This window comes from Salinifilum ghardaiensis (assembly GCF_054491345.1).
Genome location: NZ_CM137101.1, coordinates 2,552,571 through 2,577,060 on the forward strand (window position 1 = coordinate 2,552,571; position 24,490 = coordinate 2,577,060).

A 24,490-nucleotide genomic window follows, 5' to 3' on the forward strand; every position below is an offset into this window, starting at 1 on the left:
ACTGTCCCCATGAGGCTGAAGGAGTGAGCGCGGGAGCAGGGGGTTTCGTACCGGACCGCGTTGAACTGGTTCCACGCGGGCACCCTGCCCGCCTCCGCTCGCCAGCTCCCCACCGGCACGATCCTGGTCGAACCGCCCAGCGCCGACACCGGACGGGCGGTGGCCTACTGCCGGGTATCTCGTGCCGATCAGCGCGACGATCTCGACCGGCAAGCGGGTCGAGTGGCCCAAGAGTGCGCTCGCCGTGGTCTCACACTGGATTCCACGGTCACCGAGATCGGCTCGGGGCTGAACGGAAACCGGCGCAAGCTGGCGAAGCTGCTGGCCGATCCGACCGCTTCCACGATCGTGGTGGAGCACCGCGACCGGTTGGCCCGGTTCGGGGTGGAACACCTGGAATCTGCTTTGTCCGCCCAGTCCCGCCGGATTGTCGTGCTCGACGACGCTGAGGTAGCCGATGACCTGGTGCGCGACGTGACCGAGGTGCTGACCTCGATGTGTGCGCGACTCTACGGGCGCCGGTCGGCGGCCAAGCGCGCGAAAGCAGCACTGAAAGCGGCGGAGGTGCCGCCGCGATGAGCACGGTGTTGCAGGCGTACCAATTCGCGCTCGACCCGACCGAGCAGCAGCAGGCCATGTTGTCGTCGCACTGTGGCGCGTCCCGGTTTGCCTACAACTGGGCGCTCGCGCAGGTCAGGGCCGTGATGAACCAGCGGGAAGCCGAACGCTCCTACGGTCTCGCCGAGGACCAGCTCACCCCGGCGATGAACTGGTCGGCCTACTCCCTGCGCAAATCCTGGAACGCGGCGAAGAACGAGGTGGCCCCGTGGTGGGGCGAGAACTCGAAGGAAGCCTACGCCTCGGGGCTGGCCAATCTGGCTGATGCTCTGGGCAACTGGCACAAGTCCCGCACCGGCAAACGCGCCGGCAAGCGGATCGGGTTTCCCCGGTTCAAGTCCAAGCGCCACCGCTCTTCGTGCCGGTTCTCCACCGGTTCGTTCGGGCTGTCCGATTCGGGCCGGCGGCATGTGAAGCTGCCCCGAATCGGGCTGGTCCGCACCCACGAGTCCACCCGCACACTCGCCCGACACGTCGAACGCGGCACCGCCCGCATCCGATCGGCCACCGTGTCGTTCCAGCGCGGCCGGTGGTACGTGTCGTTCTCCGTCGAGATCACCAAGACCGAGCCCGCACCCGCCACCAAGGGCGGGGCGGTCGGTGTGGACCTCGGCGTGAAGCACCTGGCAGTGCTGTCCACCGGCGAAACCATCGCCAACCCGAAGCACCTCGAAGCTGCGCAGCGAGAGCTGCGCCGGTTGCAGCGCCAAGCCGCCCGTCGACAAGGCCCGGACAGGCGCACCAAGCGCACACCGTCGAACCGGTGGCACAACACCCAAGCACGCATCGCCAAGCTACACACCGCCGTGGCGAACGCGCGCCGCGATGGGCTGCACAAGCTCTCCACCCGACTCTCCGCCGAGTTCGACACCGTCGTGGTCGAAGACCTCAACGTCACTGGAATGGTGCGCAATCGCCGGGTGGCCCGCGCCGTCTCCGGTGTTGGCATGAGCGAGTTGCGTCGCCAGCTCGACTACAAAACTACCTGGTCAGGACGTCACCTTGTGGTGGCTGACCGGTTTTACCCCAGTTCGAAAACCTGCTCAGACTGCGGTGCGGTGAAAGCCAAACTGCGCCTGTCCGAGCGGACCTTTACTTGCGATCACTGCGGCCACACGGCTGATCGCGATCTCAACGCGGCTCGCAACCTCGCGGGCCTGGCGTCCTCCCCGAGTTGCGGGGCGACGGAAAACGAGCCCGCTGGAAACCCACGTAAGACCAGCCATGCTGGCAGCGGGTATCGCCACGGGAAGACCCCAGCTCATCGGGCCGGGGTCAACGCCGCGCCGCAAGGCGACGGCTCCGGAACGTTTTCACACGTTTCCTGAACGGTGGGTTTCGTACATGCGCAGGGCGAGGCTGCAGGCGGAGGTGAGGCTGAGGGCGGCGGCGGCCCAGACGGCGGCGCGCAGGTCGGTGAGGTCGGCGACGATGCCGCCGAGGACGGCGCCGGCGGCGTATCCGCTGTCGCGCCAGAGGCGGTAGACGCCGACGGAGCGAGCGCGCCAGCTGGGGCGGGCGACGTCGCCGATGGCGGCCAGCAGCGTGGGGTAGACCATCGCTGTACCGGCACCGAGCAGCACGGTGGCGAGCGCCCACGTGGGGAAGGCGCCGGCGACGGCGATGAGCGCCAGGGCCGCGGCTTGGGTGAGCATGCCGACGGTGATGAGGTGCTTGCGGCCCCACCGGTCGGACAGCGCTCCGGTGGCGAGTTGGCCCGCCCCCCAGACCGCGGGGTAGAGCGCGACCAGCAGGCCGACCTGGCCGACGGGCAGTCCGGCGCTGGCGAACAGCAGTGGGAACAGGCCCCAGGACAGGCCGAAGTTGAGGTTGTTGACCAGGCCGGCCTGGCTGGCCGAGGACAAGGCCGGTTCGGTGAGGGTGGTGCGGGTGAAGACTTGCCGGTTGGTCAGCTCGGTGTGCCCCTCGTCGGAGCTGCCGGTGGAGTGGGCGGCTTCGAGGCGGGCGTGCTCGCGGGTTTCGCCGACTGCCAGCGTCGACAGGGCGAGGCCGAGCACGACGTAGGCCGCGCCGAGCAGGAACGGTACGGGGCGCAGCCCGAAGTGCTCGGCGAGGTGGCCGGCCAGGGCAGAGGTGATCGCGACCGCGCCGTAGCCGGCGGCTTCGTTGAAGCCCATCGCCAGGCCGCGCTGGCGGGGGCCGACGAGGTCGACCTTCATGATCACGGTGGTCGACCAGGTCAGTCCCTGGTTGATGCCGAGCAGGAGGTTGGCCGCCACGATCCAGCCCCAGTTGGGCGCGAAGATGAGCATCGCCGGCACGGGGACGGCGATCAGCCAGCCGGCGATCAGCACGGGTTTGCGGCCGAAGCGATCCGACCAGGTGCCGGCGAAGTAGTTGGTGGCGGCCTTGCTGAGCCCGAACACGAGCACGTAGCTCAGCAGGAACGTGTAGCCGGCCAGGTGGAACTCCTGCTCGGCCAGCAGCGGCAGCACGGTCTGCTCCTGGCCGACCATGCCGCCGACCAGGGCGTTGACGAGCACGAGCAGGCTGAACTGGGCCAGGTTGGCGCGCAGACCCAATCGCAGGCCGGTGGTGGTCATGCTCCCCCCTCCAGGGAACGCCCAGTGCTCGCGGCCCAGTCCTGCGGGCCGCCTTCGAGGACGGCGAGGTCGCGGTGCCCGGCCTGTTCGAGCAGGCTGGCCGCGCTCATCGCGCGCTCGCCGTGCCCGCACATCACCACCGTCGGCGAGGCGGGCGGGGCTTCGACGTGCTCGGCGAGCGCGCCGAGTTCGACGTGGGCGGCCCCGGGCACGCGCGCCTCGGCGAACTCGGCGTCCTGGCGCACGTCCAGGACGCGCTGGTGGGTGATCTCGTCGGCGCTGATCACTCGGGTGCTGGCCGTGAGCTGCCCGTCGGAGGTCCAGGCGGGCATGCCGCCGGACAGTTCGCCGGTGAGGTCGGTGCGGCCGATCTTGGCGGCGTGCCAGGCGATCTCGGCCGGGTCCTGCTCCTCCGAGCGGACGATCACCAGTGGGTGCTCGGGCGAGGTCAGCCAGCCCAGCCAGGAGGCGAACGCCGGTCGCAGCGGGATGGACAGCGCCCCGGGGACGTGGCCGGTGGCGAACTGGCGCACCGGGCGCACGTCGACCACCTGCGCGCCCTCGGCTTGCAGCGACCGCACCCGTGCCACGTCCAGCGCCGGCAGGGCGGGGTCGGCGTCGAGCACGGCGGGCCCGCGCCGGTTGTGCTCGGCGAGCCGCAGGAAGTACGGCGGGAAGCTGCCCGGCGAGTCGAGCAGGGCCGTCACGAACGCGTCCTCGTCCCGGGCCTGCAGCAGCGGGTTGCCGGTCTTCTCCGCACCGATGGTGCTGGTGCGCTGCGCACCGGGCGGGGCCGAGCAGAACGATCCGGCGCCGTGGGTGGGCCAGACCGCGACGTCGTCGGGCAGGCCGGTCAGGCGTTGCAGCGAGGCGTACTGCTGCCGCGCCAGCGATTCGGTTTCCTCCGGCGAGACCAGGTCGGTGCGCGCGGCCGCCCCGACGATCAACGAGCCACCGGTGAACACGCCGAGCGGTCGGTCGGCGTCGAGCAGCAGGAAGGCCAGGTGCTCGCGCGTGTGCCCGGGTGTGGCCAGCGCCCGCAGCCGCAATCCGCCGAGGTCGACTTCGTCGCCGTCGTGCAGTCCGGTGTGGGCGAACTCGCGGTGCCCGGCGGCCGAGGCGAGCACCTGGGTTCCTTCGGTCGTGGCCAGCTGGCGCACGCCGGAGACGAAGTCGGCGTGCAGGTGCGTGTCCGCGGCGAACGCCAACCTCACGCCGCGTCGCCGGGCTGCCTCCCAGGCGCCGCGCAGGTCCAGGCTCACGTCCACCGCCAAGGCCCGCCCGTCGCCGAGGTCGACCAGGTAGGCGGAGTTGCCCAGGCCCTCGTCGAGCAGCGGGACCAGATCCACCGTGCTCATCGCAGCACCTCCTGCCGGGGTGGCTTTTCCGCAGCACCAGTTATACACTATTCCAAGGAAGATTGGAGAAAGGATGGCTGATCAACAAGCCAAGACGGCGCTGTTCGACCAGTTCGCCCGCGTCGGCAAGGCACTGGGCAGTGGCAAGAGGCTCGAACTGCTCGACCTGCTCGCCCAGGGCGAGCGCACCGTCGAATCGCTGGCCCGCACGGCCCAGCTGGGCACCACCACCACCTCGGCGCACCTGCAGACCCTCAAGCAAGCGAACCTGGTCACCACCCGCCGGGAAGGCACCAAGAGCTACTACCGGCTGGCCGGCACCGACGTCGCCGCCCTCTACGCGCTGGTGCGCAGCGTGGCCAGCGCCCACCTGCCCGACGTGGAGGCGGCCAGCGCCGCCTACCTCGGCCCGGACGATGCCGAGCACGTCAGCCGTGAGGAACTGCTCCGGCGAGTCCAGGACGAGGACGTGGTCGTGCTCGACGTGCGCCCGCGCGAGGAATACGAGGCCGGGCACATCCCCGGCGCGGTGTCACTCCCGGTGGAGGAACTGGCGGGCAAGCTCGACACCATCCCGGCCGACCAGGACGTCGTCGCCTACTGCCGCGGCCGCTACTGCGTGCTCGCCCACGACGCGGTGCGGCTGTTGACCGACCACGGGCGCACCGCCCGCCGGCTCGACGACGGGATGCTCGAATGGCGACTCGCCGACCTGCCCGTGGCCACCACCTGACGAGCACCGCGCACCTCGCGGATGCAGCGCGCCCGCTGACGACTCGCCTGCCGACGGGAGCACCGTCGAGCGCGGCTTTTCCCGGGCCGACTGGACGCGGGATTGCCACGAGGGCCTGCCCGGCACCGCTGCTTGCTCCCCCACTGCCCCGAAGGGACCGTGATGGCCACCGCGACCGCGGCCGCACTGCACCCCGCCCAACGACGGATCCTCGCCGTCCTCGTCACCGCCCAGGTCTTCAGCGGTGCGGGGCTGGCCGCCGGCGTCACCACCGGTGCCCTGCTGGCCGAGGACATGCTCGGCACGACGGGCCTGTCCGGCCTGCCCAGCGCCCTGTTCACCGGCGGTTCGGCCGCTGCGGCCGCCCTGATCGGACGCACCTCCCAACGCCTGGGCCGGCGCACCGGGCTCGCGGCCGGCTACGCCGCCGGGGCGCTGGGCGCTGCCGGTGTCGTGGTCGCCGCCGCCGCCGACAACGTCGGGCTGCTGTTCCTCGCCCTGGTCGTCTACGGATCCGGGACCGCCACCAACCTGCAGGCCCGCTACTCCGGAGCCGACCTGGCCACCCCCGGTCACCGCGCTCGCGCCCTCAGCACCGTGCTGGTGGCCACCACCCTCGGCGCCGTCGTCGGCCCCAACCTGCTCACCCCGCTGGGCGCACTGGCCCTGGCCTGGGGCGTCCCCCCGCTGGCCGGCCCGTTCCTGCTGGCCGCTGCCGCCTACGCCGCCGCCGGGTTCGTGCTGTGGCTGCTGCTGCGCCCCGACCCGCTGCTCACGGCGCGCACGCTGGCCGATTCCGGCGCCGAGTCCCACACGGCTCGGTCGAGCACGACAACCGGCAACCGGCGCCCGGTGCTGCTCGGGGCGGCGGTGATGGTCATTTCCCAGCTGGTCATGGTCGCGATCATGACCATGACGCCGGTGCACATGCAGCACCACGGCCACTCCGTGGGCGTGGCCGGACTCGTCATCGCCGTGCACATCGCGGCGATGTACCTCCCGTCGCCGCTGAGCGGTTTCCTGGTCGACCGCTTCGGCCGGATGCCCATTGCCGCCGCTTCCGGGGCCACCCTGCTGGTCGCGGGACTGGTGGCCGCCTTCGCCCCGCCCTCCTCGGTCGCGCTGCTGACCGTCGCACTCGGCCTGCTGGGCCTGGGGTGGAGCCTCGGGCTGGTCAGCGGCACCGCGATCATCACCGACAACACCCCGCTGGCCACGCGCGCCAAGACCCAGGGCCTGGTCGACGTCGCCATCGCCGCGTCGGGAGCCGGCGGAGGGCTGGCCTCCGGCGTGGTCGTGGCAGCCGGGAGCTATGCCCTGCTCGCCCTCACCGGAGGTCTCATCGCAGCAGCCCTGCTGCCAGTCCTCGTGCACGTCGCACGAGCCGACGGCACACCGCGCTCCCGCACCCGCCGAACCACCTCCACATCGACCAGCCGGTGAGCCTGAAACGTCGCCGTCGTCGGGGAATCCGGTGGACCGGAACGGCAGGCCGGGGCGAGCACCGCCCCGGCGAGGTCCTCCGGAAAGGCGTTGCGTTGCAGCACGGACCGCCTCCGCGCACCCGTCGGAGCGCCGCACCCCACCTCTGGGAACCTCGGGTGGTGAGGTGCGGCGCCCCGACCGCGCCACGACGCCGACCGATCGGAAGACGGGTTGCTGATGTCCCCGACGTTGCTCGCCGATGCTGCGACACCGCTGCGCGGCCTGGATCCCGACTCCGGAGACGACTCCGACCTCGAGGTGCTGCGCGAGGTCGTGGGTGGTGCGCGCGTGGTGTTCCTGGGTGAGAGCGCGCACTTCGTCTCGGAGTTCACCCGGCTGCGCGATCGCCTGACGCGGTTTCTGGTGCGGGAGCTGGGGTTCTCCGCGTTCGTGCTGGAGTCCGGCCTGCCCGAAGGGCTGCTCGTCGACCGCTGGGTGCGCGGTGGACCGGGCGCGCTCTCCGCCGTCGCGCGCAGCGGGATCACCTACGCGATGGGGCGTTGCGCGGAGATGCACGCCCAGCTGCGGTGGCTGCGCGAGCACAACTCCGCGGCCGCGCGTCCGGTGAGCTTCCACGGGATGGACGTCCCGGGCTGGTGCACCAACCCCGGGCCCGGCGTGCAGGCCTGCCTCGCTCGCCTGGATCCGCGTCCCGGGGACCGGGAGCTGCTCGCGGCCGCGGACCTCGGCACCCCTGCCGGGGCACCCGCCGCCGACGCGGCCGGCGCACCGGGCGTACCGCCCGGGCTGGCTGCGCGGATCGCCGAGCTGGTCGAGCGGGCCGAGGCCGCCGGTGACGACACGGCCCGGCAGTGCGCCCGCAGCGCCCTGGGCGTGGTGGAGTTCCTCGAGGGCGGTCTCTGCCCCGCGCCGGGGCGCAATCTGCGCAACGAGGTCATGGCTGAGAACCTGCGCGCGCTGCTCGGCCGCGAGCAGCGGGTCGTGGTCGGCGCGCACAACATGCACCTGCAGCGCAGTCCCTCGTTCGACGGGACCGCCACCATCGGCATGGTGCTGGCCGAGGAGCTCGGCGACGATCTCGTGGTGATCGGCGGGACCCACACCGCGGGAGCGATCCCCGACCTCGACCTCGACGCCGGCCCCGAGGGGCGCTACCCGGTCACCGGCCCCGCACCGCCGCCCCCGGAGCCGCGCACCCTCGAAGCAGCCCTGGACGCCACCGGACATCCGTTGCAGCTGGTGGACTTGCGCCGCACCCCGCCGGAGGCCCTCGGCGGGATCACCGCGACGCGGGCGCAGACCCCGCACCGGACCCTGCTCGTGGACCTCGACCCGCACCAGGCGTTCGACGCCGTCGTCCACGTGCAGCACATCACCCCGGCACGCGGCGCCACCGATGAGCGGTCGGTGGACACCCCGGAGGAGTGGTAGACCTCGGCGCCCACCGCGCGGGCGAGCAGGTCGGGGGATCGCCGGCGGCGATGCGGTCGAGGACGTGGCGGAAGTCGTAGCGGGGCCGCCCTCCCCGCCCGGTGCGGGCGCGTTCGTTGACGTGGGCGCGGTCGGGCCGCGGGAACAGCTCGGCGAAGACCGCCCCTACCCCCGCTCGTGGTGCCGGGCGAGCTCGCTCGCTCCCCCCTCGCGCTCCCGGGGCACCGCAGCACTTCCACCGCGTTCGGGGAACCCCGGTCCGCTCCGACGCGCTCCCGTCGAGGGGGCAGCGTTGGTGGGGGCGACGGCGAGGAGGACCAGCACCAGGCCGATGACGGCCAATCCGAGCCACCCGGCCGGGGCCAACCGCTCGCCGACGACCACGACGGCCAGCAGCGCCGCCATCGCGGGCTCGCTGAGCGTCACGGTGGTGGCCGTGCTGGCCGGCACGCGGGTCAGGCCGTAGCCGAAGAGGAGGTAGCCGAGGAACATCGGCACCAGCGCCATGTAGGCGGCCACGAGGAACGCCTCGGGTGCGGCGATCAAGGGGGCACCGGTCGCCGCGAGCACGGGCAGCAGCAGCGTTCCGCCGGCCCCGAAGACGGCTCCCATGGCAGCCGCCCGGCCGAGGCCCCGGGTCATGAGGCGGTGCGCCACCCACGAATACGCCGCGTAGGTCGTTCCGGCCACGAGGCCGAGCGCGATGCCCGCCAGCGTCGCCGGGGTCGAGGAAGCAGTGCCGTGCATCGTGGACAGGCACAGCAGCGCGCTGCCGAGGATTCCCAGACCGGCGGCGAGCACCCACCAGCGGCTCAACCTGCGGTGGTCGACGAGTCGTTCCAGCACACCGGAGGCCAGCGGGGCCGAAGCCAGTGAGACGACCGAGCCGACCGCCACCCCGGCCAGGTGCATGGAACTGTAGAAGGCCAGCGGGTAGACCGCGACGGCCACCGCCCCCACGGCCACGAGAGGCAGGTTCAGGCGCAGTGCCGACCGCGCGGAACGCAGCGCCGGCACCGCGATCAGCGCTTGCAGGATCCCGCCGATGCCCAGTGCCGCCGCGCCGATGGCCAGCGGCCCCGCCGCGGGGGCGAACGTGGCGGCCGTTCCGGTCGTGCCCCACAGGATCGAGGTGACCGTGATCGCGCCGAGGCCGGCGCGGTGGCCGCCGCTCACAGGGCGTCCACCAGTGCGGAGGCGACGCCGCGGGCACGGGTCAGCCGATCGGGCCGACCTTCCAACCCGGCGCGGGACATCGCGCCTTCCAGCAGGAAGGAGCAGTGCTCAGCCGCCTGCGCTGCCTGCTCCGCCGACGTGATCGCCGCCAGGTGCTCGACCAGGACCGCCTCGACCTGCTCCTTGTGCCGGCGCACCACCTCCCGGCCGGGGGAGGCGGCGGGGAACTCTGCGGCCGCGTTGAGCAACGCGCACCCCCGGAACCCGCGCGCGTACTCCGCCGAGGCGTGGTCGACGTAGGCGTCGAACACCGCCAGCACCCCCTCGCGCGGTGTCGCGGCCGCTTCCGCGCGCGCACGGTAGAGCTCCAGCCATTCCGCGTGCCGGTCTTCGAGGTAGGCCGACACCAGCTCCTCCTTGGAGGAGAAGTTGTTGTACAGGCTCATCTTCGCCACGCCGGCCTCGGCGGTGATCGCATCGATGCCCGTGGCGGCCACCCCGTCGGCGTAGAACAACCGCGAGGCCGCATCGAGCAGGCGAGCACGCGCCGAGCCCGCTCGACCGGCTCCCGTTGCCGCGCGCACCATCCGTTCCTCCCCATGACTAGGTAGACTGGTCTACCTTAACGCGGGAGGTCGGGGAGCGCCGCAACAGTGGCGGCTGGCACGACTTCGGCCCCCAGGATCCCGAGCGGCGCACCGACCATCGCCGGAACTGAGGACCGGTCGCGCCACCCAACCGCGGATCGGACTCCGAGTCAGCAGCACGGCCGGTTCCGCCGCGGGCATGAGCAACCACCCCGACGACCCCGCCGCACCGGGGGCAACCGGACGCGGGCGGAGAACGCGGTCAAGAACGCTCGCGCGGGGCGAGGATGCAGAACTCGTTGCCCGAGGGGTCGCTGAACACTTCCCAGGGCAGGCCCTCGGCCTCGTCGATACGGCGCGCGCCCAGAGCGAGCACCCGGGAGACGATGTTCGTCTCGCCGGGGGCGGGGCGCACGTCCAGGTGCAGTCGATTCTTCCCCTGCTTGGGTTCGGGTTCATGGTGGAACTCCAGGGCAGGGCCGCGGCCTGACCGGTGCCGCAGCGACGCCGGAGCCGCTCCGCCGCAGGGGACCCACTCGGTGATCCGTGCCCAGAACTCCGCATCACGGGCCGGGTCGGCGCTGTCCACGGGAAGCGCGGCGAGCGGGCCGGTCGCGCGGTGGGCCTCCCGGCGCTCCCTGACGCAGAAGGCGTTCCCCTCCGGGTCGGCCAGCACCACCCGTGACGTCTGGCCCTGGCCCGTGTCGGTGTGCTCGGCGCCGAGGTCGAGCAGCTGTTCCACGCGCTCAGCCCGCTCGTCGTCGCCGGCCAGGTCGAGATGCAACCGCGCCGGTGACGTCGACACGTCCCCGACGCGTTGGAAGCCCAGATCGAGGAAGACATCGGCGCCCAAGCTCATCCGCGCCTCGTACCCGTCGGGTTCGTCGGTGATCGGAACAGCATCGAGCGCAGCGCTCCAAAACGCACCGAGTCGATGCGGGTCACGGGCATCCCAGACGATGTTCTCCAAGTGCATGGACTCTTACTAGTCGGGCGACCGGTGGTGGGCAAGGGATTTTCCGCGCCCGCGCGGCAGCCGCGAACCGCACCGCGGGGGCGGCGGCGTCACCGCGGGTGGCCGATGTCGGTGGAGGGTTCGTCGCTGCCGAAGTGGTTGCCGTCCGCGTACATGTTGGTCCAGCTGTCGACACCGTTCTGCCGGTACGCCTGCGCCGGTTCCCCGTCGGGGTCCGTCGGCTTGTACGTGTGGTGGAACCAGTTCTTGTTGATGTCGCAGCGACCGTCGGGAACACCGCGGATCTTGATCGCCTCCTGGCTGCGTTCGGCGGGGTAGGCGTCGTCGGTGTTCTCGCTGAACTGGAACGTGTTGTGGTGGATGAGGATGGTGCCGCCCGCGACGCCGCTCTTGCCGTGCATGTCGAAGGCATGGCTGATGGGGTTCGGCCCGACGAGGTTGTTGCGGGCGGTGTAGTGGTTGTCCGCCCCGCCGTACCCGGCGATGGAGTGGCGGTTGTAGTCGAAGTAGTTCCACTCGATGATCGCGGCGCTGCCGACGCCCCACACGTTGACGCCGTAGCCGTAGTGCTCCATCGGATTGTTGTGGATGCTGCAGTACTCGACCCGGCCGGACGCCCCGGAGGACTTCGCGTAACCGAACGACACCGCCGCGTGCGTGAACCCGTACATCTGGCAGTTGTCCACGCGGCCGTCGTCCCCCAGGAATTTCAGACCGCCGATGATCCGGGTCTTGTACTCGGTGTGCTCGCCCGGCGTGTCGTAGCCTTCCGGGTCCCAGTAGTCGGCCAGCCGCGGTCCCTGGATGCGCAACCCGGTGAACCGCACCCCGCTGCCCTCGACGGCGAACAGCGGGAGGTCCTCGTCCGGCGTGCCGGTCGTGTTCCGCTGCGTCAGGAGCACACCGCCGCTGCTCCCGTTGTTCCCGCGCCCACCAGCGATGATCACTCCGGAGGGCACGGACAGGCCCTCGTCGCCGGTCAGGTCGATCACCGCGTCGTCCTCGACCCGGATGATCTCGCCGCTGCTCGCCTTCGACAGGGCCCGTTTGAGCCCCTTCGCGTCGTCGACCCGGTACGCGGGTTGGCCGCCCGGGCCGCCGTTGTAGGTCTTCCCGCCTCCCTGCTCGAGGTCCTCCGGTGCGGGATCCGGCAAGTGGCGAACGGCCTCGAGCGGAGCGCGCCGCCCCGCTCGCTCCGCCGCAGTTCCCGAAGCGCCGGTGAGGGCCAGTCCGGCCACTCCGGCGGCTCCGACCGCGCCGCCTTTGATGAAGTTCCTGCGCTCGAAACCACTGCCCCCGGGTGCGCGTTCGTTCGGCGCCTCAGCGGTCATGCCTGCTCCTGTTCCTGATGCCTGATCCTCTTCTCTCGGTGATGTGGAGATCACTCTCCGCATCACCGGTGGCGGATGGTGACAACGACACCAGGGCGAGATCAAGGCAAAAACACCAAAAGTGCCGGTGGTGGGCATCGCGTGGAGCAGTGCGGCGTGGCCGAACAGAGCGGAATCGGCAGGCGCCACGGCACGCTGCTGCGCGACGCGCGAGCAGGGCGCGCTCTCGAGCAGGTCGCGTGCGCGGCCGGAATCTCACCGGAAACCCCGCGCGAGATCGAGACCGGACGACTGCTGAGATGCCCTTGCTGCGAGTTCGGAAACTCCGGGGCGCACCACCCGTAGTCGATCCGCATGCGCGGACCGCGTTGCGCAAGCAGTCGCCTGCGGGCAGGACCGCGTCCCCGGTGCGGCTGGGCGGGTGGCCCGCAACGGGCCACCCGCCCAGCACGTTATCCAGTCTGCGCCGTTTCCTTCTCCAGGAGAGCGGCGACGTGCTTCTGGTTGTCCCAGTCGTCGGCCAGCACCTGTGCGTGCTGTTCCGCCTCCGCCAGGGCTGCCGACAGCTTGGCCCAGCTCTCGCTCGGCGTCACGCCGTCCGGAAGCTCGGCCAGCTCCTCGTTGGAGAAGCCCTCGACGTGCACAACCTTGCCCAAACCGTTGAGGATGGCGCCGTTGACCTTTCCGGTGCCGTCCAAGATGGCCTGTCCCGCCTTTTTGAAGCCGTTACCGATGTCATCGAAAATCGACACGTTCAATCCTTTCGACAGTTCGTGCGGCAGCCGGAGCGTGCTGACGCGGCACCGGAGCGTAGTTGATCTTGGAGTCTCATCGGTGAGATGCGATCCACGTTCACTCGAAGGGACTTCGATGCGGCACCTTCAACGGCGGTTCACCTCCACTCGCATCCGCCGAACAGACCGATGTGGACGTGGATCGGAGATCACCGGACGATCCGGGCGTGAACGGAGAAGTCCGCATGTGCGCCGATGGTCGCGATCGACGCGCGCCGCTCCGCCCGACGGGATCCGTGGCGGTTCGCGGGTCGATTCCTGCTGGTCGCAACGGTTTTCGGTAGGTGAGGGCGGTCGGAGCCGTTCAAGAGCATTCTTACGGGCGATGTGGTCATCTCCTGCGCTGCCAGTGGCGTGCGAAAACGCCCTGAACACAGCGATGAAGGGCGGAACTCGACCTACGAATCCGAGAACGCGCTGCTCGTGAACCGCCTGAACGGGAGCCGGCATCCCGCTGGGCGCGGTTCCGCCTGGGAGGGCTTTCCGAGATCATGACGCCGGTCCGCCACCGCGTCGGGGGCAGCGGTGCACTGCGAGGCCCCGGTTGCCGCGGAGACACCGGCAACCGGGGCCTCCTCACGTTTGCGGTCGTTTCCTGCGCTGGAGCTGGTGGCGATCCCCGGCAGCAGCACCTTCGGCTCTTCCCCGGGCCCGGCTAGCGGGACGAGGGGCTGTCGGCCGGAGGGCCGGGTGACGCGCCGGTCACGAGGGTCTTCGCGGCCGCGCGAGTGGCGGCCGCGGCTGACGTGTCGTTCGTGATGGCGTAGCTGACGATGGCGCCTTCGTGCAGGCTCAGCAGCTGGGTGGCGAGCGTCTCGACGTCGTTGCCCGTTGCGCCCGCCTCGGTGAGCAGGTCGCGGAACAGGGCGCGTAACCACGCCTTCTCGGCGACTGCGATTCGCCGGCCGGGGTGGTCGGGCTCGGGCAGCTCGGCGAAGGCGTTGATGAAGCCGCAGCCCCGGGTGCTCGGCGTGAGCCAGTCGGGCAGTACGTCGAACGGCACCAGTACGCGTGCCACGGGGTCAGGGGGCGCGTCGTGGAGGCGGGTGGTGACCGTCTCGCGCCAGCGCCGGTCCCGGGCGTCCAGGTAGGTGGCGACGAGGTTGTCCTTCGACCCGAACCGGTCGTAGAGGGTCCGCTTGGTCACGCCGGATTCGGCGGCGATGGTGTCGACGCCGACGGCGTGGATGCCGCGCCAGTAGAACAGCTCGGAGGCGACGTCGAGGATCCGCTGGGCACCCCGCGTCAGCGATCGGTCCGGACCGGTGTCGGTGCTCATCATCACTCCATTGACTTCACAGACCTGTGTACCTATGGTCGGGCCGGTAACTTCACAGACCAGTGTAGGAGGCGTGCGGGCGGTGCACCGGTTGCCCGAGTGCGCGCGAGGCCGGGAGCGGATCGCACCGCCCGCGCCGATCCGGCACGGCTCCTTCGCGCTGGCGAGCAGGAACTCACAACGGGAGGACCACGATGACCTGGTCACTGGACGACGAGTTCGAAACACCGGGCGGGACGATCCGGTGGACGGCCCTGGGAAGCGGGGAGCCGCTCGTGCTCGTGCACGGCACGCCGTACTCGTCCTTCCTCTGGCGTGACCTCGCGCCGGCACTCGCTCGAACGCGGCGGGTCTACGCATTCGACCTGCTCGGCTTCGGCCAGTCCGAGCAACGCGAGGGTCAAGACCTCAGCCTCGCCGCGCACGCCCGGAACTTCGCCCGGCTCCTCGAGCACTGGGAACTGTCCCACCCCAGCGTGGTGGCCCACGACATCGGTGGGGCGGTCACGCTGCGGAGCATGCTGCTGGAAGGGGCGAGCTTCCGAGACCTCACCCTGTTCGACGCCGTGAGCGGCGGCGAGTGGGAACGCGGCCTCTTCCAGCTCATCCTGGAGCACCCCGAGGTGTTCCACCAGCTTCCCGACTACGTCCACCGAGAACTCGTCGCCGGGCACATGCGCCACGCCACCAACCTCGGCTACCGGCCGGCGGTCCTCGACGCGTTCCTCGCCCCCTGGCGCGGTGACACCGGACAGGCCGCCTTCTACCGCCAGTACAGCCAGATCAAGCAGGAGCACACGGCAGCCTACGAGCACCTGCTCGGCGAGATCACCATCCCGACGCGCCTGATCTGGGGCACCGAGGACCGCATCCTCCCACCCCGTTACGCGCGCTGGCTGCACGACCGGATCCCGCACGCCGAGCTGCACTGGATCGAAGGAGCCGGCCACGTCCTGCAGGAGGACGCACCGGCACAGCTGCTGGCCCACCTCACGTCGCCCTTCGAGCAGCCCGCCTGCCCCGCCGCAGGAGGATCCCGCAGCGAGCAGCACGACGTCGGCCAACCAGCCGGCGTCGCGGCCAGGAGACCGCAGCCACCGCAATGACACCACGCGATCGGACTCCCCTACAGTGAAGCTCCCGAGATCGACGAACGGAGGGCTTGCCATGGAACGCGCATCTGAATCGGCCGGTTCCCCGACCGGGGAGCACTACGACCGGATGATGTCGATGGTCACCGGGCACTGGGTGACGCAGGTCGTCCGCACGGTGGCGCAGTATTCGCTCGCGGAGCACTTGACCGGATCCCCGGCGACGGCGGAGCAGGTCGCCGCAGCGGAGTCGTTGGATGTGGACGCGACGCGGCGGCTGCTGCGCACCTCCGCTGCGCTCGGGCTGGTCACCTCGGACGACGGAGTGCACTTCGCCGCGACGGAGCTGCTGCGCACGCTTCTCCCGGACGTGCCGGGATCGCTGAAGGGCTGGGCCGTGGCGCAGGGCGCGCCGGGGCATTGGGAACCATGGGGCAACTTCCCGGAGGCGGTGCGCGCGGGCCGACGGCAGCCCCCCGAGTACCACGGGCCGGAGCTGTGGGACTACTACGCCCAGTTCCCGGAGGAGGGCTCGGTCTTCACCACGGCCATGGACGAGCTGTCGGCGATGGTGGTGGATGACGCGGCCCGCCTGCTGGACACGTCCGCGACCAAGACTGCGGTGGACATCGGCGGGGCGAGCGGCAGCCTCGTGCACGCGCTGATGCGGGCGAACCCGGATTTGCACGGCAGCGTGCTGGACCACCCGCACGTGGTCCCTGACGCGGAGGCCGCGGCGGAGCACAAGGGGCTGTCGGAGCGGTTCGTGGCCGTGTCCGGGGACTTCTTCGAATCGGTGCCGGCAGCGGATCTGCACCTGCTGAAGTTCATCCTGCACGACTGGAACGACGAGGCCTGCGTGCGCATCCTGCGCAACTGCCGCGCCGGGTTGAACCCGGGCGGCCGTGTCGCGGTGGTGGAGCTGCTCATCGGCGAGCTCGGCGAGCCGGGGCTGGCACCGCTGATGGACATGAACATGCTGGCGGTGGTGTCCGGCAAGGAACGCACGTTGCAGGAGTACGACGCGCTGTTCGCCGCGGCCGGGTTGAGCCGGTCGAACCTGACGCGGACGAGTTCGGAGAAGGTGATCCTCGAAGCCGTGCCGAGCGAGTGATCCGGTTCTCCCGGTGAACCGCGGCGGCCGGAGTCGCTGCCGCGGGATCGCGGCCTGTGGTTTTCCGCTGGCCCAGCATTGGTAGTTTGCCGTAATGACTGCGCACTTCGACGAAGCCGTCCGAGCCCGGCTGGAAGCCCCCAACATCTGGTACGTCGGCACCGTCTTCGCCGACGGAGCGCCGCAGGTCAGTCCGATGTGGGTGGCGCTGGAAGGCGAGGGGGAGCTGGCGTTCAACACCTCGGTGGGCCGGGTGAAGGAGGAGAACCTGCGCCGCGATCCCCGTGTCTACCTCTCGCACGCGGATGCCGCCGACCCCTTCGACCGGGTGCAGATCAGCGGCGAGGTGGCCCGCTTCATCGAAGGCGAGGAGGCGCACGACCGGATGGACCGGCTGGCCCAGAAGTACCTGGGCAACGAGCGTTTCGAGTGGATCATGCCGGGGGAGGAGCGGGTCGCGGTGATCGTGCGGCCGGTCAAGGTGCGGCACATCATCGGAGTGGAGCGGTTCCGACCCGGCGGTCCCGTCCCCGCTTCCTGACCGACCACCGGGATATCCCGCCTCGCTCCGTTCGGAAGGTGTCGCAGCGCGCACTTCCTGATCTGCGCATCGCTCGATTCTTCCCCGATCCCGGCTAGCGGGAGGACGGGCGATCGGCCAGATCCTCGGCTACCGGCCGGCGGTCCTCGACGCGTTCCTCGCCCCCTGGCGCGGTGACACCGGACAGGCCGCCTTCTACCGCCAGTACAGCCAGATCAAGCAGGAGCACACGGCAGCCTACGAGCACCTGCTCGGCGAGATCACCATCCCGACCCGCCTGATCTGGGGCACCGAGGACCGCATCCTCCCACCCGGTTACGCGCGCTGGCTGCACGACCGGATCCCGCACGCCGAGCTGCACTGGATCGAAGGAGCCGGCCACGTCCTGCAGGAGGACGCACCGGCACAGCTGCTGGCCCACCTCACGTCGCCCTTCGCGCAGCCCGCCCCAGGATGGTTCCCCCAGCGGCCCCTCCGCGGGTGCTGGCGACGAGGACTCGCGTGGGAACTCGACGACCGCGGCCAGCATCCGCGGTCACTCCGCGTTGCTTTCTGCGCGCCTGCTCCCGGAACGTCATCTACGCTGACGCCAACCAGACCGCTACGAAAACATCGATCCTGTCGTGCTGGAGAGCACCGAGGAACGCGCTCACCCGGGGAGCGGGAATCCGATGCATCGCAAGCGCGATCAGCAACAGCCGAGGAGAAATCATGACAGCGACACGATCGAGGGAACCATCCGGTGAGACCCCCGTAGCAGCGGCCCACCCGCTGACCCCGCTCCGCGCGGAAGAAATCGAACGCGCCACGACCGCCGTGAAAACCACCGGGGAGCTCAGCGACCGAGTCGCGTTCGTCTCGGTCACGCTCGTGGAGCCGGCCAAGGCCGACGTCGATCACTGGGAGGCCGGGGACCCGGTTCCGGCACCGCGTCGGGCTCGAGTCGTCCTGCGGGATCGGGGACGACGCAAGACCGTCGAGGCGACGGTCGCGGTGGAGTCGGGAGCGGTCGAGCACCTGCGCGTCCTGCCCGGAGTGCAGCCCGCCGTGACGGCCGAGGAGTTCGACGAGTGCGAACAGGCGGTCAAACAAGACCCCCGCTGGCAAGAAGCCCTCCGCAAGAGGGGGATCACCAACCCCGAGGACGCGCTGGTGGACCCGTGGTCAGCCGGTCACTACCAGGCCGACGACGAGCCCGACACCCGACGGCTGTTGGCGCTGACGTGGGTGCGGTCCGCACCCGGGGACAACGCCTACGCGCACCCGGTCGAGGGTCTGATCACGGTCTTCGACCTCGACGAGCTCCAGGTGCTCGACGTCGAAGACCACGGGGTCGTCCCCGTCCCGCCGAAGGGGGGCAACTACGAAGCCGACAAGATCAGCCGCGAGGACAACTTCCCGCGATTCGACTCCGCCGCACCGCAACTCGAACCGCTGGACATCGTGCAGCCCGAAGGGCCGAGCTTCAGCATCACCGACCGGGAGCTGACCTGGGCGAACTGGAGCTTCGTGCTCGGCTGGACCGCCCGTGAAGGCTTGGTGCTGCACCGCATCCGGTGGCGCGACGGCGACGACTGGCGTCCGGTGGTGCACCGCGCCTCGATCACCGACCTGTTCGTGCCCTACGGCGACCCGGCCCCCACGCACTGGCGCAAGAACGCCTTCGACTCGGGCGAGTACGGGCTCGGAGTACTCGCGAACTCGCTGGAGCGGGGCTGTGACTGCCTCGGCGAGATCCGCTACCTCGACGCGGTCAACGTGCGCAACGACGGGACGCCCGCCACCGTCACCAACGCCATCTGCATCCACGAGGAAGACTTCGGGATCCTGTGGAAGCATCTCGACCTGCGCACGGGGCGCAGCGAGGTGCGCAGATCGCGTCGGCTCGTCGTGTCCTTCATCGCCACGGTGGCCAACTACGAGTACGCCTTCTACTGGTACTTCTACCTCGACGGCACCCTCGAATGCCAAGTCAAACTGACCGGCATCATCTCCACCGGAGCCGTCGCCGACGGACAGCGCCCGCGGTTCGGCACACTGGTCGCCCCCGGGCTCTACGGTCCGAATCACCAGCACTTCGTCTCCGCCCGGCTGGACATGGAGGTCGACGGGCGGCAGAACACGGTCCACGAGGTCGACCCCGCCCCCCAGCCGGTGGGGGTGGACAACCCCCGCGGCAACGCCTGGATCGGGCAGCAACATGAGCTCGCCCGCGAGAGCCAGGCCCAGCGGCTCGCCGATCCCCTGGCCGGGCGGTACTGGAAGATCGAGAATTCGACGCGGAGCAACGCCCTGGGCACGCCGGTGAGCTACAAGCTCACGCCCACCAGCTGTGTGCGGCCCCTGACCCGGGAGGACAATCCCGCTCGCCGGCGCGCCACCTTCATCTCCCGCCACCTGTGGGTCTCGCGCTATCACCCTGACGAGAACTTCGCTGCCGGCGACTACCCCAATCAGCGGGAAGGCTCCGACGGCATCGCCGACTACGTGCAGGCCGATCGCGGCCTCGTCGACACCGACGTCGTGCTCTGGCACACCTTCGGGACCAACCACATCGTGCGCCCCGAGGACTGGCCCGTGATGCCCGTCGAACACATCGGGTTCACCCTCAGCCCGGTCGGCTTCCACGCCGGCAATCCCGCCCTCAACCTGCCTGCCTCCTCCCAGGGCAGCCACACCTGCCACCAGGAGTAATCCGGCGACCGCCCCACCAGGCACCACGATCCGGTCCGACGCCCCGCTGCGGCGGACCGGATCCACCCCGCCCCGGAGGGGCGCAGGCGGCACGTCCCGGACATCTGCCACTCCTGGATCCGGCCTGCCGGCAATGGAGCTGCCGCCGGCCGCGAGCGAGGCGACAGTCGCTGCTCCGGTGGCCACGCCCGCAGAGGCCGTACCGGTCACTCAGCGACCTGCGCGTAGCTCGGAGGGTGTTCACGCAGACCACGGCGGCTTGCAGGGCGTGCAGGCACAGCACGCTCATTTCCTGCTCGTCGCGGCGGTGGGAGGCGATGTCGCGGGCTTTGCCACAGAAGATTCGGCGTTGGCGCGGTTCCAGCTCTCGGCGACGTTGAGCCCGGCGTTGATTTCCCGCTGCAGTAAAGCGGCCCGCACCTGATCCGCCCGGCGTTCAGCCTGCGTCACGTTCGCGACCAGCCAGTCGGGAGCTTGTCGGCATCGGCGACCGAACACTCGCGGAAACCCAACGCTTCGCGGATCTCCGCACGGTGGCGCTCGATGCTGCGCCACGACCACTCGTAAAACCCCAGATCAGCAGCCGGAACCTGCAGCTGCTTGGCCACGAACTCCACCGCCGCCGGCGGCAGCTCACTGCGCCCCCGGGGGCCGGGGAAGCCGACCGCGGGCGGCGAAGAACTTCAGCAACAGGGCAAAGCCCCGCTTCGCCGCACCACGCTTGCCCGCCACCCGGTCCAGATCGTCACCGATCAGCGTCCAGTGCTCGACCAGCTCGTCCTGAGCCAACTGCCCGCGCCATGCGCGAACGCTACCGATCACCTCGGCAGAGCCCGATGGCGGCTGGTGACGCGTTCCTGACCGGCACCACGACACCCCGATGCGTTGCGCTCGCACCCGCGCGGCGTCGCGCCCGCCGTTGCGGCGGAGGTGCCCCTCCGCGCCCGGGTCCCAGTCGCACGCCCCCTTTTTCGTAACCGTTTATATAACGTAACCAACGATACTAAACAGAACGATGTCGAGGGGAGACGGCGGGATGAGCACCGCGCATAATCCGGCTTATGTGCGGTAGGATGATCGTGATGGCGATCGAAGGGCAGCGGCCGCGCCCCGCCGCGAGCACGGGGCCAACGGAATTGCTCGGCACGGAAACCCGCACGGGTCACCGCCTCGGCGCGCTCGTGGCCGCCTGGCTCGGCTCGTTCAGCGAGTCCGCGGCCACGCGCGATGCCTACGGCCGCGATGTGCACGAGTATTTGAGCTGGTGCCTGCGCCGCGAGCTGGACCCGCTGTCGGTGCGACTGCCGGAGGTGCAGATGTACGCCACCGAACTGGCCAGTGCGGAACATCCCCGCACCGGCCGCGTTCTCGCCGCCAACACTCGCGCGCGCAAGCTCGCCGCGGTGTCCAGCTGGTACACCTTCCTCGTCCGCGCCGGCACGCTCGAGGCCAACCCGGCCCGCGACGTCGCCCGCCCCCGCTACGACCGGGGGCACTCGCCGACGGCGAGCGTCTCCCAACAGCAGGCCCGCGGCATGCTCGCCGCCAGCACCCGGTACGCGCACCGCACCCTCGACGAGCACGCGACGGCCGTGGTCATGCGGCTGCTGGTCGACCTCGGCGTGCGCGTGTCCGAACTGTGCCAGGCCGCCGTCGGCGACCTCGGCGCGCGCGAGGGGATGCGCGTGCTCACCGTGCGGATGAAGGGCGGCACCACCCGCACGCGGCCCCTGCCGCCGGCGGCGGCCGCCGCGATCGACCGGCACCTGGCCACCCGCTCCGGGGTCGGGGACCGGGATCCGCTGGTGACCACGCGCGCGGCCACCCGGCTGACGCGGCACCAGGTCTACCGCCTCGTGCAGCGCATGGCCCAGCAGGCCGGCGTGCCCGCACCGGAGCGCATCACCCCGCACGCGATGCGGCACACGTTCAACACGCTCGCCCGGGAGGGCGGGGCCGCGCTGGAAGACCGCCGCGATGCGCTCGGCCACTCCTCGGCGGCAATCACGCAGCTCTACGACCACGTGGCCCTGTCGCTGCACCAGGATCCCGCGCACCTCGTCGCCGCGGCCACCGGAACCGACGAATCGGACCATGATTCATCGGAGCAGCGGTCCGAGGGGTCTTCGTCACGGTGACGAAAAATGTGGAGCTGTGGCGCGACCGGTCTTCAAGCCCCGGGGGCTCCCGAGCGGTGGGGGCGGCGCGGACTGCCGCTCGTCGGCGTGCGCCCTCCGGTGTGGCGGACCGGAACTATTTCGATATTTGAAGTAAAACGGTATGCTTGCCGGTATGTCGACCTGGCAGGATTCGCCGCAGCGGCGGGCGTGGCGCCCGTACATCGAGGCGAGCGTGCTGCTGCAGACCCAGCTCGACGAGGACTTGCGGGCGGCCGCCGGAATGAGCTTGATGGACTACCACGTGTTGCTGGTGCTCTCGGAGAGCCCGGCGCACCGGCTGCGGATGGGGGAGCTGGCAGCGCGCATGGTGTTCTCCCCGAGCCGGCTGACGTATCAGGTCAAGGTGATGGAGCGGCACGGGTGGGTGCTGCGGCAACCCGCACCGGAGGACAAGCGGGTCAATCACGCGGTGCTGACCGCGACCGGGCTCGAGGCGTTCCGCGCGGCGGACTGCCACCACATCGCGACGGTGCAGCGGCTGTTCACCGATGATCTCGACGAGCACGAACTGCACGTGCTCGCAGGGGTGTTCACCCGGCTGCGGTCTCGCCTGCACGGATCCGGCGAGCAGGCGGGCGGGGGAGTCGCGCCCGGCGCTGACGGGCCGGGGGAGCGGAGCAGGAGCTCCGCATGAGCGATGGCGGGCACGATCCCGCCGAGCAGGCGGTGCGCTCGGCCGAGGTGACCCTCGTGGCCGAGCCGGACGCGGAGCTGTTGCCGGCGCCCGCACTGCCGAACGCGCGCTTGACGGCCGAGGAGCGCTACCCGCCGCATCGCTGAGCCAGCGCAGGTGTGGTGTGCAGCACTGCGCCCGGCCGGCGGGGAATAGCGCTCCCGCCGCACCCGTTCCCCCATTACTTAAAATCTGAAGGAATTGGGGAGATCGCGATGCAGTTCGGAGTGTTCACGGTCGGGGACGTCACCCCGGACCCGACCACCGGACGGGCGCCGACCGAGCACGAGCGGATCCAGGCGATGGTGGCCATCGCCAAGAAGGCCGAGGAGGTCGGCCTGGACGTGTTCGCCACCGGTGAGCACCACAACCCGCCGTTCGTGCCGTCCTCGCCGACGACGATGCTCGGCTACGTCGCCGCCCGGACCGAGCGGCTGATCCTGTCCACCTCAACGACGTTGATCACCACCAACGACCCGGTGAAGATCGCCGAGGACTTCGCGATGCTGCAGCACCTGGCCGGCGGGCGCGTGGACCTCATGCTGGGCCGCGGCAACCAGGGCCCGGTGTATCCGTGGTTCGGCCAGGACATCCGCCAGGGCCTCCCGCTGGCGATCGAGAACTACCACCTGCTGCACCGGCTGTGGCACGAGGACGTGGTCGACTGGCAGGGCACGTTCCGCACCCCGCTGCAGGGCTTCACCGCCACCCCGCGGCCGCTGGACGGGGTGCCGCCGTTCGTCTGGCACGGCTCGATCCGCAGCCCCGAGATCGCCGAGCAGGCCGCCTACTACGGCGACGGCTTCTTCCACAACCACATCTTCTGGCCGAAAGAACACACCCAACGCATGGTGCAGCTCTACCGGCAGCGCTACGAGCACCACGGCCACGGCCGCGCCGACCAGGCCGTCGTGGGCCTGGGCGGGCAGGTCTTCATGCGAGCCAACTCGCAGGACGCGGTGGAGGAGTTCCGCCCGTACTTCAACGACGCCCCGGTCTACGGCGGAGGACCCTCGCTGGAGCAGTTCATGGAAGAGACCCCGCTGACGGTCGGCAGCCCGCAGCAAGTCATCGACCGCACCCTGGGCTTTCGCGACTACGTCGGCGACTACCAGCGCCAGCTGTTCCTCATCGACCACGCCGGACTGCCGCTGAAGACCGTGCTGGAACAGCTCGACCTGCTCGGCGAGGAGGTCGTCCCGGTGCTGCGCAAGGAATTCGCCGACCGCACACCCGCCCACGTGCCCGAAGCGCCCACCCACGAATCCCTGGTCCAAGCACAGCACGCAGAAGGGAGCGCGGCATGACGCACGTCCTCGCGGTATCCGCGGGCCTGTCGCAGCCCTCCTCGACCCGGCTGCTCGCCGACCGACTGGTCACGGCCACGCGCGGCGAGCTGGGCGCAGAAGCCACCGCCGAGGTGGTCGAGCTGCGCGACTACGCCCACGACATCACCGATCACCTGCTCACCGGCTTCGCCAACCAGCGCTTGCGGCCCGTGCTGGAGCAGGTCGACGCCGCCGACGGGCTCATCCTGGTCAGCCCGACGTTCACCGCCTCCTACAGCGGTCTGTTCAAGTCCTTCATGGACATCGTCGAACCGGAGTCGGTGCAGGGCACACCGGTGCTGCTGGCCGCGACCGGCGGCACCGAGCGGCATTCGCTCGTCCTCGAGCACGCGCTGCGCCCGCTGCTGTCCTACCTGCGCGCACCGGCCGTGCCCACCGCCGTCTACGCCGCCAGCGCCGACTGGGGCAACGACACCGACCTCACCCGGCGCATCACCCGAGCGGCGGGCGAACTCGCCGCGGCCGTGCAGGCCCGGCCGGACCAGAAGAAGACCGACCCGTTCACCGATCCCGTACCGTTCGAACAACTCCTGCACGAGAACACGACGCGCTGAA

General features: G+C 70.5%; 25 protein-coding genes and 1 pseudogene. 15 read left to right on the forward strand and 11 right to left on the reverse strand.

Translation table 11 applies throughout. The features are described from left to right. Positions 1-27: 27 nt before the first annotated feature. Together ACVGV0_RS11695 and tnpB are read left to right on the forward strand one after the other, a co-directional pair. Positions 28-579: pseudogene (locus ACVGV0_RS11695) on the forward strand (IS607 family transposase); the annotation flags it as partial. After that, positions 576-1,946 (forward strand): IS607 family element RNA-guided endonuclease TnpB, encoded by a 1,371-nt coding sequence (tnpB, locus tag ACVGV0_RS11700; RefSeq protein ID WP_459155692.1) that lies wholly within the window; start codon positions 576-578, stop codon positions 1,944-1,946. The pseudogene ACVGV0_RS11695 and the gene tnpB, both read left to right, overlap by 4 nt. Here tnpB and ACVGV0_RS11705 read toward each other — a convergent pair. Further along, entirely contained in the window at positions 1,932-3,182 is a 1,251-nt protein-coding gene (locus ACVGV0_RS11705; RefSeq protein ID WP_459155693.1) for an MFS transporter, read from the reverse strand. The genes tnpB and ACVGV0_RS11705 overlap by 15 nt on opposite strands. Continuing rightward, positions 3,179-4,540: an MBL fold metallo-hydrolase gene (locus tag ACVGV0_RS11710; protein ID WP_459155694.1), complete on the reverse strand. Its 1,362-nt coding sequence runs from the start codon at positions 4,538-4,540 to the stop codon at positions 3,179-3,181. Before ACVGV0_RS11710 ends, ACVGV0_RS11705 begins: the two co-directional genes overlap by 4 nt. A gap of 73 nt (positions 4,541-4,613) precedes the next feature. On the opposite strand from ACVGV0_RS11710, the gene ACVGV0_RS11715 reads away from it, so the two are divergent. From ACVGV0_RS11715 to ACVGV0_RS11725, 3 genes are all read left to right on the forward strand, one after another. Then, positions 4,614-5,273, forward strand: coding sequence for an ArsR/SmtB family transcription factor (locus ACVGV0_RS11715; RefSeq protein ID WP_459155695.1), 660 nt, complete (start codon positions 4,614-4,616; stop codon positions 5,271-5,273). A gap of 162 nt (positions 5,274-5,435) precedes the next feature. Beyond that, positions 5,436-6,716: an MFS transporter gene (locus ACVGV0_RS11720; RefSeq protein ID WP_459155696.1), complete on the forward strand. Its 1,281-nt coding sequence runs from the start codon at positions 5,436-5,438 to the stop codon at positions 6,714-6,716. Between the two features lie 219 nt (positions 6,717-6,935). Further along, a complete protein-coding gene (locus ACVGV0_RS11725; RefSeq protein WP_459155697.1) occupies positions 6,936-8,150 on the forward strand; it encodes an erythromycin esterase family protein in 1,215 nt (404 codons plus the stop codon). 165 nt (positions 8,151-8,315) lie between these two features. Here the strand turns inward: ACVGV0_RS11725 and ACVGV0_RS11730 are convergent, their stop codons facing one another. The 6 genes from ACVGV0_RS11730 to ACVGV0_RS11755 form a co-directional block, all read right to left on the reverse strand. Continuing rightward, positions 8,316-9,326 (reverse strand): EamA family transporter, encoded by a 1,011-nt coding sequence (locus ACVGV0_RS11730; RefSeq protein ID WP_459155698.1) that lies wholly within the window; start codon positions 9,324-9,326, stop codon positions 8,316-8,318. Then, positions 9,323-9,913 (reverse strand): TetR/AcrR family transcriptional regulator, encoded by a 591-nt coding sequence (locus tag ACVGV0_RS11735; protein WP_459155699.1) that lies wholly within the window; start codon positions 9,911-9,913, stop codon positions 9,323-9,325. Before ACVGV0_RS11735 ends, ACVGV0_RS11730 begins: the two co-directional genes overlap by 4 nt. A 262-nt stretch (positions 9,914-10,175) precedes the next feature. Next, on the reverse strand, positions 10,176-10,889 hold the full coding sequence (locus ACVGV0_RS11740; protein ID WP_459155700.1) for a VOC family protein: 714 nt from the start codon (positions 10,887-10,889) through the stop codon (positions 10,176-10,178). An 89-nt stretch (positions 10,890-10,978) separates the two neighbouring features. Further along, the gene (locus ACVGV0_RS11745; protein ID WP_459155701.1) at positions 10,979-12,220 is read right to left on the reverse strand and encodes a hypothetical protein; all 1,242 of its coding nucleotides are present in this window, start codon (positions 12,218-12,220) and stop codon (positions 10,979-10,981) included. A 452-nt stretch (positions 12,221-12,672) separates the two neighbouring features. Further along, on the reverse strand, positions 12,673-12,972 hold the full coding sequence (locus ACVGV0_RS11750) for a hypothetical protein (protein WP_459155702.1): 300 nt from the start codon (positions 12,970-12,972) through the stop codon (positions 12,673-12,675). Positions 12,973-13,669: 697 nt separating this feature from the next. Further along, a complete protein-coding gene (locus ACVGV0_RS11755; RefSeq protein ID WP_459155703.1) occupies positions 13,670-14,296 on the reverse strand; it encodes a TetR/AcrR family transcriptional regulator in 627 nt (208 codons plus the stop codon). A gap of 191 nt (positions 14,297-14,487) precedes the next feature. Between ACVGV0_RS11755 and ACVGV0_RS11760 the strand changes: the two genes are divergently transcribed. From ACVGV0_RS11760 to ACVGV0_RS11780, 5 genes are all read left to right on the forward strand, one after another. After that, positions 14,488-15,399 carry an alpha/beta fold hydrolase gene (locus ACVGV0_RS11760; protein ID WP_459155704.1) on the forward strand — a complete coding sequence of 304 codons (912 nt, stop codon included), beginning with the start codon at positions 14,488-14,490 and terminating at the stop codon, positions 15,397-15,399. Positions 15,400-15,460: 61 nt separating this feature from the next. Continuing rightward, positions 15,461-16,498, forward strand: coding sequence for a methyltransferase (locus tag ACVGV0_RS11765; protein WP_459155705.1), 1,038 nt, complete (start codon positions 15,461-15,463; stop codon positions 16,496-16,498). A 94-nt stretch (positions 16,499-16,592) separates the two neighbouring features. After that, positions 16,593-17,039, forward strand: coding sequence for a PPOX class F420-dependent oxidoreductase (locus ACVGV0_RS11770; protein ID WP_459155706.1), 447 nt, complete (start codon positions 16,593-16,595; stop codon positions 17,037-17,039). Between the two features lie 121 nt (positions 17,040-17,160). Further along, positions 17,161-17,754: an alpha/beta fold hydrolase gene (locus ACVGV0_RS11775; protein ID WP_459159993.1), complete on the forward strand. Its 594-nt coding sequence runs from the start codon at positions 17,161-17,163 to the stop codon at positions 17,752-17,754. Continuing rightward, complete coding sequence (locus ACVGV0_RS11780; RefSeq protein ID WP_459155707.1) at positions 17,751-19,733, forward strand: primary-amine oxidase; 1,983 nt, start codon at positions 17,751-17,753, stop codon at positions 19,731-19,733. Before ACVGV0_RS11775 ends, ACVGV0_RS11780 begins: the two co-directional genes overlap by 4 nt. A gap of 285 nt (positions 19,734-20,018) precedes the next feature. Here the strand turns inward: ACVGV0_RS11780 and ACVGV0_RS11785 are convergent, their stop codons facing one another. Genes ACVGV0_RS11785 through ACVGV0_RS11795 form a run of 3 tightly spaced genes read right to left on the reverse strand, consistent with a single transcriptional unit; the run spans position 20,019 to position 20,555 of the window. After that, positions 20,019-20,183 carry a hypothetical protein gene (locus ACVGV0_RS11785; protein WP_459155708.1) on the reverse strand — a complete coding sequence of 55 codons (165 nt, stop codon included), beginning with the start codon at positions 20,181-20,183 and terminating at the stop codon, positions 20,019-20,021. Continuing rightward, the gene (locus ACVGV0_RS11790; RefSeq protein WP_459155709.1) at positions 20,180-20,341 is read right to left on the reverse strand and encodes a hypothetical protein; all 162 of its coding nucleotides are present in this window, start codon (positions 20,339-20,341) and stop codon (positions 20,180-20,182) included. The genes ACVGV0_RS11785 and ACVGV0_RS11790 overlap by 4 nt, the downstream gene beginning before the upstream one ends. Before the next feature lie 25 nt (positions 20,342-20,366). After that, positions 20,367-20,555, reverse strand: coding sequence for a hypothetical protein (locus ACVGV0_RS11795; protein ID WP_459155710.1), 189 nt, complete (start codon positions 20,553-20,555; stop codon positions 20,367-20,369). Positions 20,556-20,815: 260 nt separating this feature from the next. Here ACVGV0_RS11795 and ACVGV0_RS11800 point away from each other — a divergent pair, with 260 nt between their 5' ends. The 5 genes from ACVGV0_RS11800 to ACVGV0_RS11820 all read left to right on the forward strand — a co-directional run bounded on the left by ACVGV0_RS11800 (position 20,816) and on the right by ACVGV0_RS11820 (position 24,489). Beyond that, the gene (locus ACVGV0_RS11800; protein WP_459155711.1) at positions 20,816-21,871 is read left to right on the forward strand and encodes a tyrosine-type recombinase/integrase; all 1,056 of its coding nucleotides are present in this window, start codon (positions 20,816-20,818) and stop codon (positions 21,869-21,871) included. A gap of 154 nt (positions 21,872-22,025) precedes the next feature. Further along, positions 22,026-22,547 carry a MarR family winged helix-turn-helix transcriptional regulator gene (locus ACVGV0_RS11805; RefSeq protein WP_459155712.1) on the forward strand — a complete coding sequence of 174 codons (522 nt, stop codon included), beginning with the start codon at positions 22,026-22,028 and terminating at the stop codon, positions 22,545-22,547. Beyond that, entirely contained in the window at positions 22,544-22,693 is a 150-nt protein-coding gene (locus ACVGV0_RS11810; RefSeq protein ID WP_459155713.1) for a hypothetical protein, read from the forward strand. Before ACVGV0_RS11805 ends, ACVGV0_RS11810 begins: the two co-directional genes overlap by 4 nt. Positions 22,694-22,801: 108 nt before the next feature. Continuing rightward, complete coding sequence (locus ACVGV0_RS11815) at positions 22,802-23,893, forward strand: LLM class flavin-dependent oxidoreductase (protein ID WP_459155714.1); 1,092 nt, start codon at positions 22,802-22,804, stop codon at positions 23,891-23,893. Next, the gene (locus ACVGV0_RS11820) at positions 23,890-24,489 is read left to right on the forward strand and encodes an FMN reductase (RefSeq protein WP_459155715.1); all 600 of its coding nucleotides are present in this window, start codon (positions 23,890-23,892) and stop codon (positions 24,487-24,489) included. Before ACVGV0_RS11815 ends, ACVGV0_RS11820 begins: the two co-directional genes overlap by 4 nt. Position 24,490: the final 1 nt, after the last annotated feature.

Bases quoted from the DNA above. Each gene is read 5' to 3' on its own strand.
- tnpB (WP_459155692.1), top strand. From the start codon at position 576: ATGAGCACGGTGTTGCAGGCGTACCAATTCGCGCTCGACCCGACCGAG.
- ACVGV0_RS11705 (WP_459155693.1), bottom strand. From the start codon at position 3,182: ATGACCACCACCGGCCTGCGATTGGGTCTGCGCGCCAACCTGGCCCAG.
- ACVGV0_RS11710 (WP_459155694.1), bottom strand. From the start codon at position 4,540: ATGAGCACGGTGGATCTGGTCCCGCTGCTCGACGAGGGCCTGGGCAAC.
- ACVGV0_RS11715 (WP_459155695.1), top strand. From the start codon at position 4,614: ATGGCTGATCAACAAGCCAAGACGGCGCTGTTCGACCAGTTCGCCCGC.
- ACVGV0_RS11720 (WP_459155696.1), top strand. From the start codon at position 5,436: ATGGCCACCGCGACCGCGGCCGCACTGCACCCCGCCCAACGACGGATC.
- ACVGV0_RS11725 (WP_459155697.1), top strand. From the start codon at position 6,936: ATGTCCCCGACGTTGCTCGCCGATGCTGCGACACCGCTGCGCGGCCTG.
- ACVGV0_RS11735 (WP_459155699.1), bottom strand. From the start codon at position 9,913: ATGGTGCGCGCGGCAACGGGAGCCGGTCGAGCGGGCTCGGCGCGTGCT.
- ACVGV0_RS11740 (WP_459155700.1), bottom strand. From the start codon at position 10,889: ATGCACTTGGAGAACATCGTCTGGGATGCCCGTGACCCGCATCGACTC.
- ACVGV0_RS11745 (WP_459155701.1), bottom strand. From the start codon at position 12,220: ATGACCGCTGAGGCGCCGAACGAACGCGCACCCGGGGGCAGTGGTTTC.
- ACVGV0_RS11755 (WP_459155703.1), bottom strand. From the start codon at position 14,296: ATGATGAGCACCGACACCGGTCCGGACCGATCGCTGACGCGGGGTGCC.
- ACVGV0_RS11760 (WP_459155704.1), top strand. From the start codon at position 14,488: ATGACCTGGTCACTGGACGACGAGTTCGAAACACCGGGCGGGACGATC.
- ACVGV0_RS11765 (WP_459155705.1), top strand. From the start codon at position 15,461: ATGGAACGCGCATCTGAATCGGCCGGTTCCCCGACCGGGGAGCACTAC.
- ACVGV0_RS11770 (WP_459155706.1), top strand. From the start codon at position 16,593: ATGACTGCGCACTTCGACGAAGCCGTCCGAGCCCGGCTGGAAGCCCCC.
- ACVGV0_RS11780 (WP_459155707.1), top strand. From the start codon at position 17,751: ATGACAGCGACACGATCGAGGGAACCATCCGGTGAGACCCCCGTAGCA.
- ACVGV0_RS11800 (WP_459155711.1), top strand. From the start codon at position 20,816: ATGGCGATCGAAGGGCAGCGGCCGCGCCCCGCCGCGAGCACGGGGCCA.
- ACVGV0_RS11805 (WP_459155712.1), top strand. From the start codon at position 22,026: ATGTCGACCTGGCAGGATTCGCCGCAGCGGCGGGCGTGGCGCCCGTAC.
- ACVGV0_RS11810 (WP_459155713.1), top strand. From the start codon at position 22,544: ATGAGCGATGGCGGGCACGATCCCGCCGAGCAGGCGGTGCGCTCGGCC.
- ACVGV0_RS11815 (WP_459155714.1), top strand. From the start codon at position 22,802: ATGCAGTTCGGAGTGTTCACGGTCGGGGACGTCACCCCGGACCCGACC.
- ACVGV0_RS11820 (WP_459155715.1), top strand. From the start codon at position 23,890: ATGACGCACGTCCTCGCGGTATCCGCGGGCCTGTCGCAGCCCTCCTCG.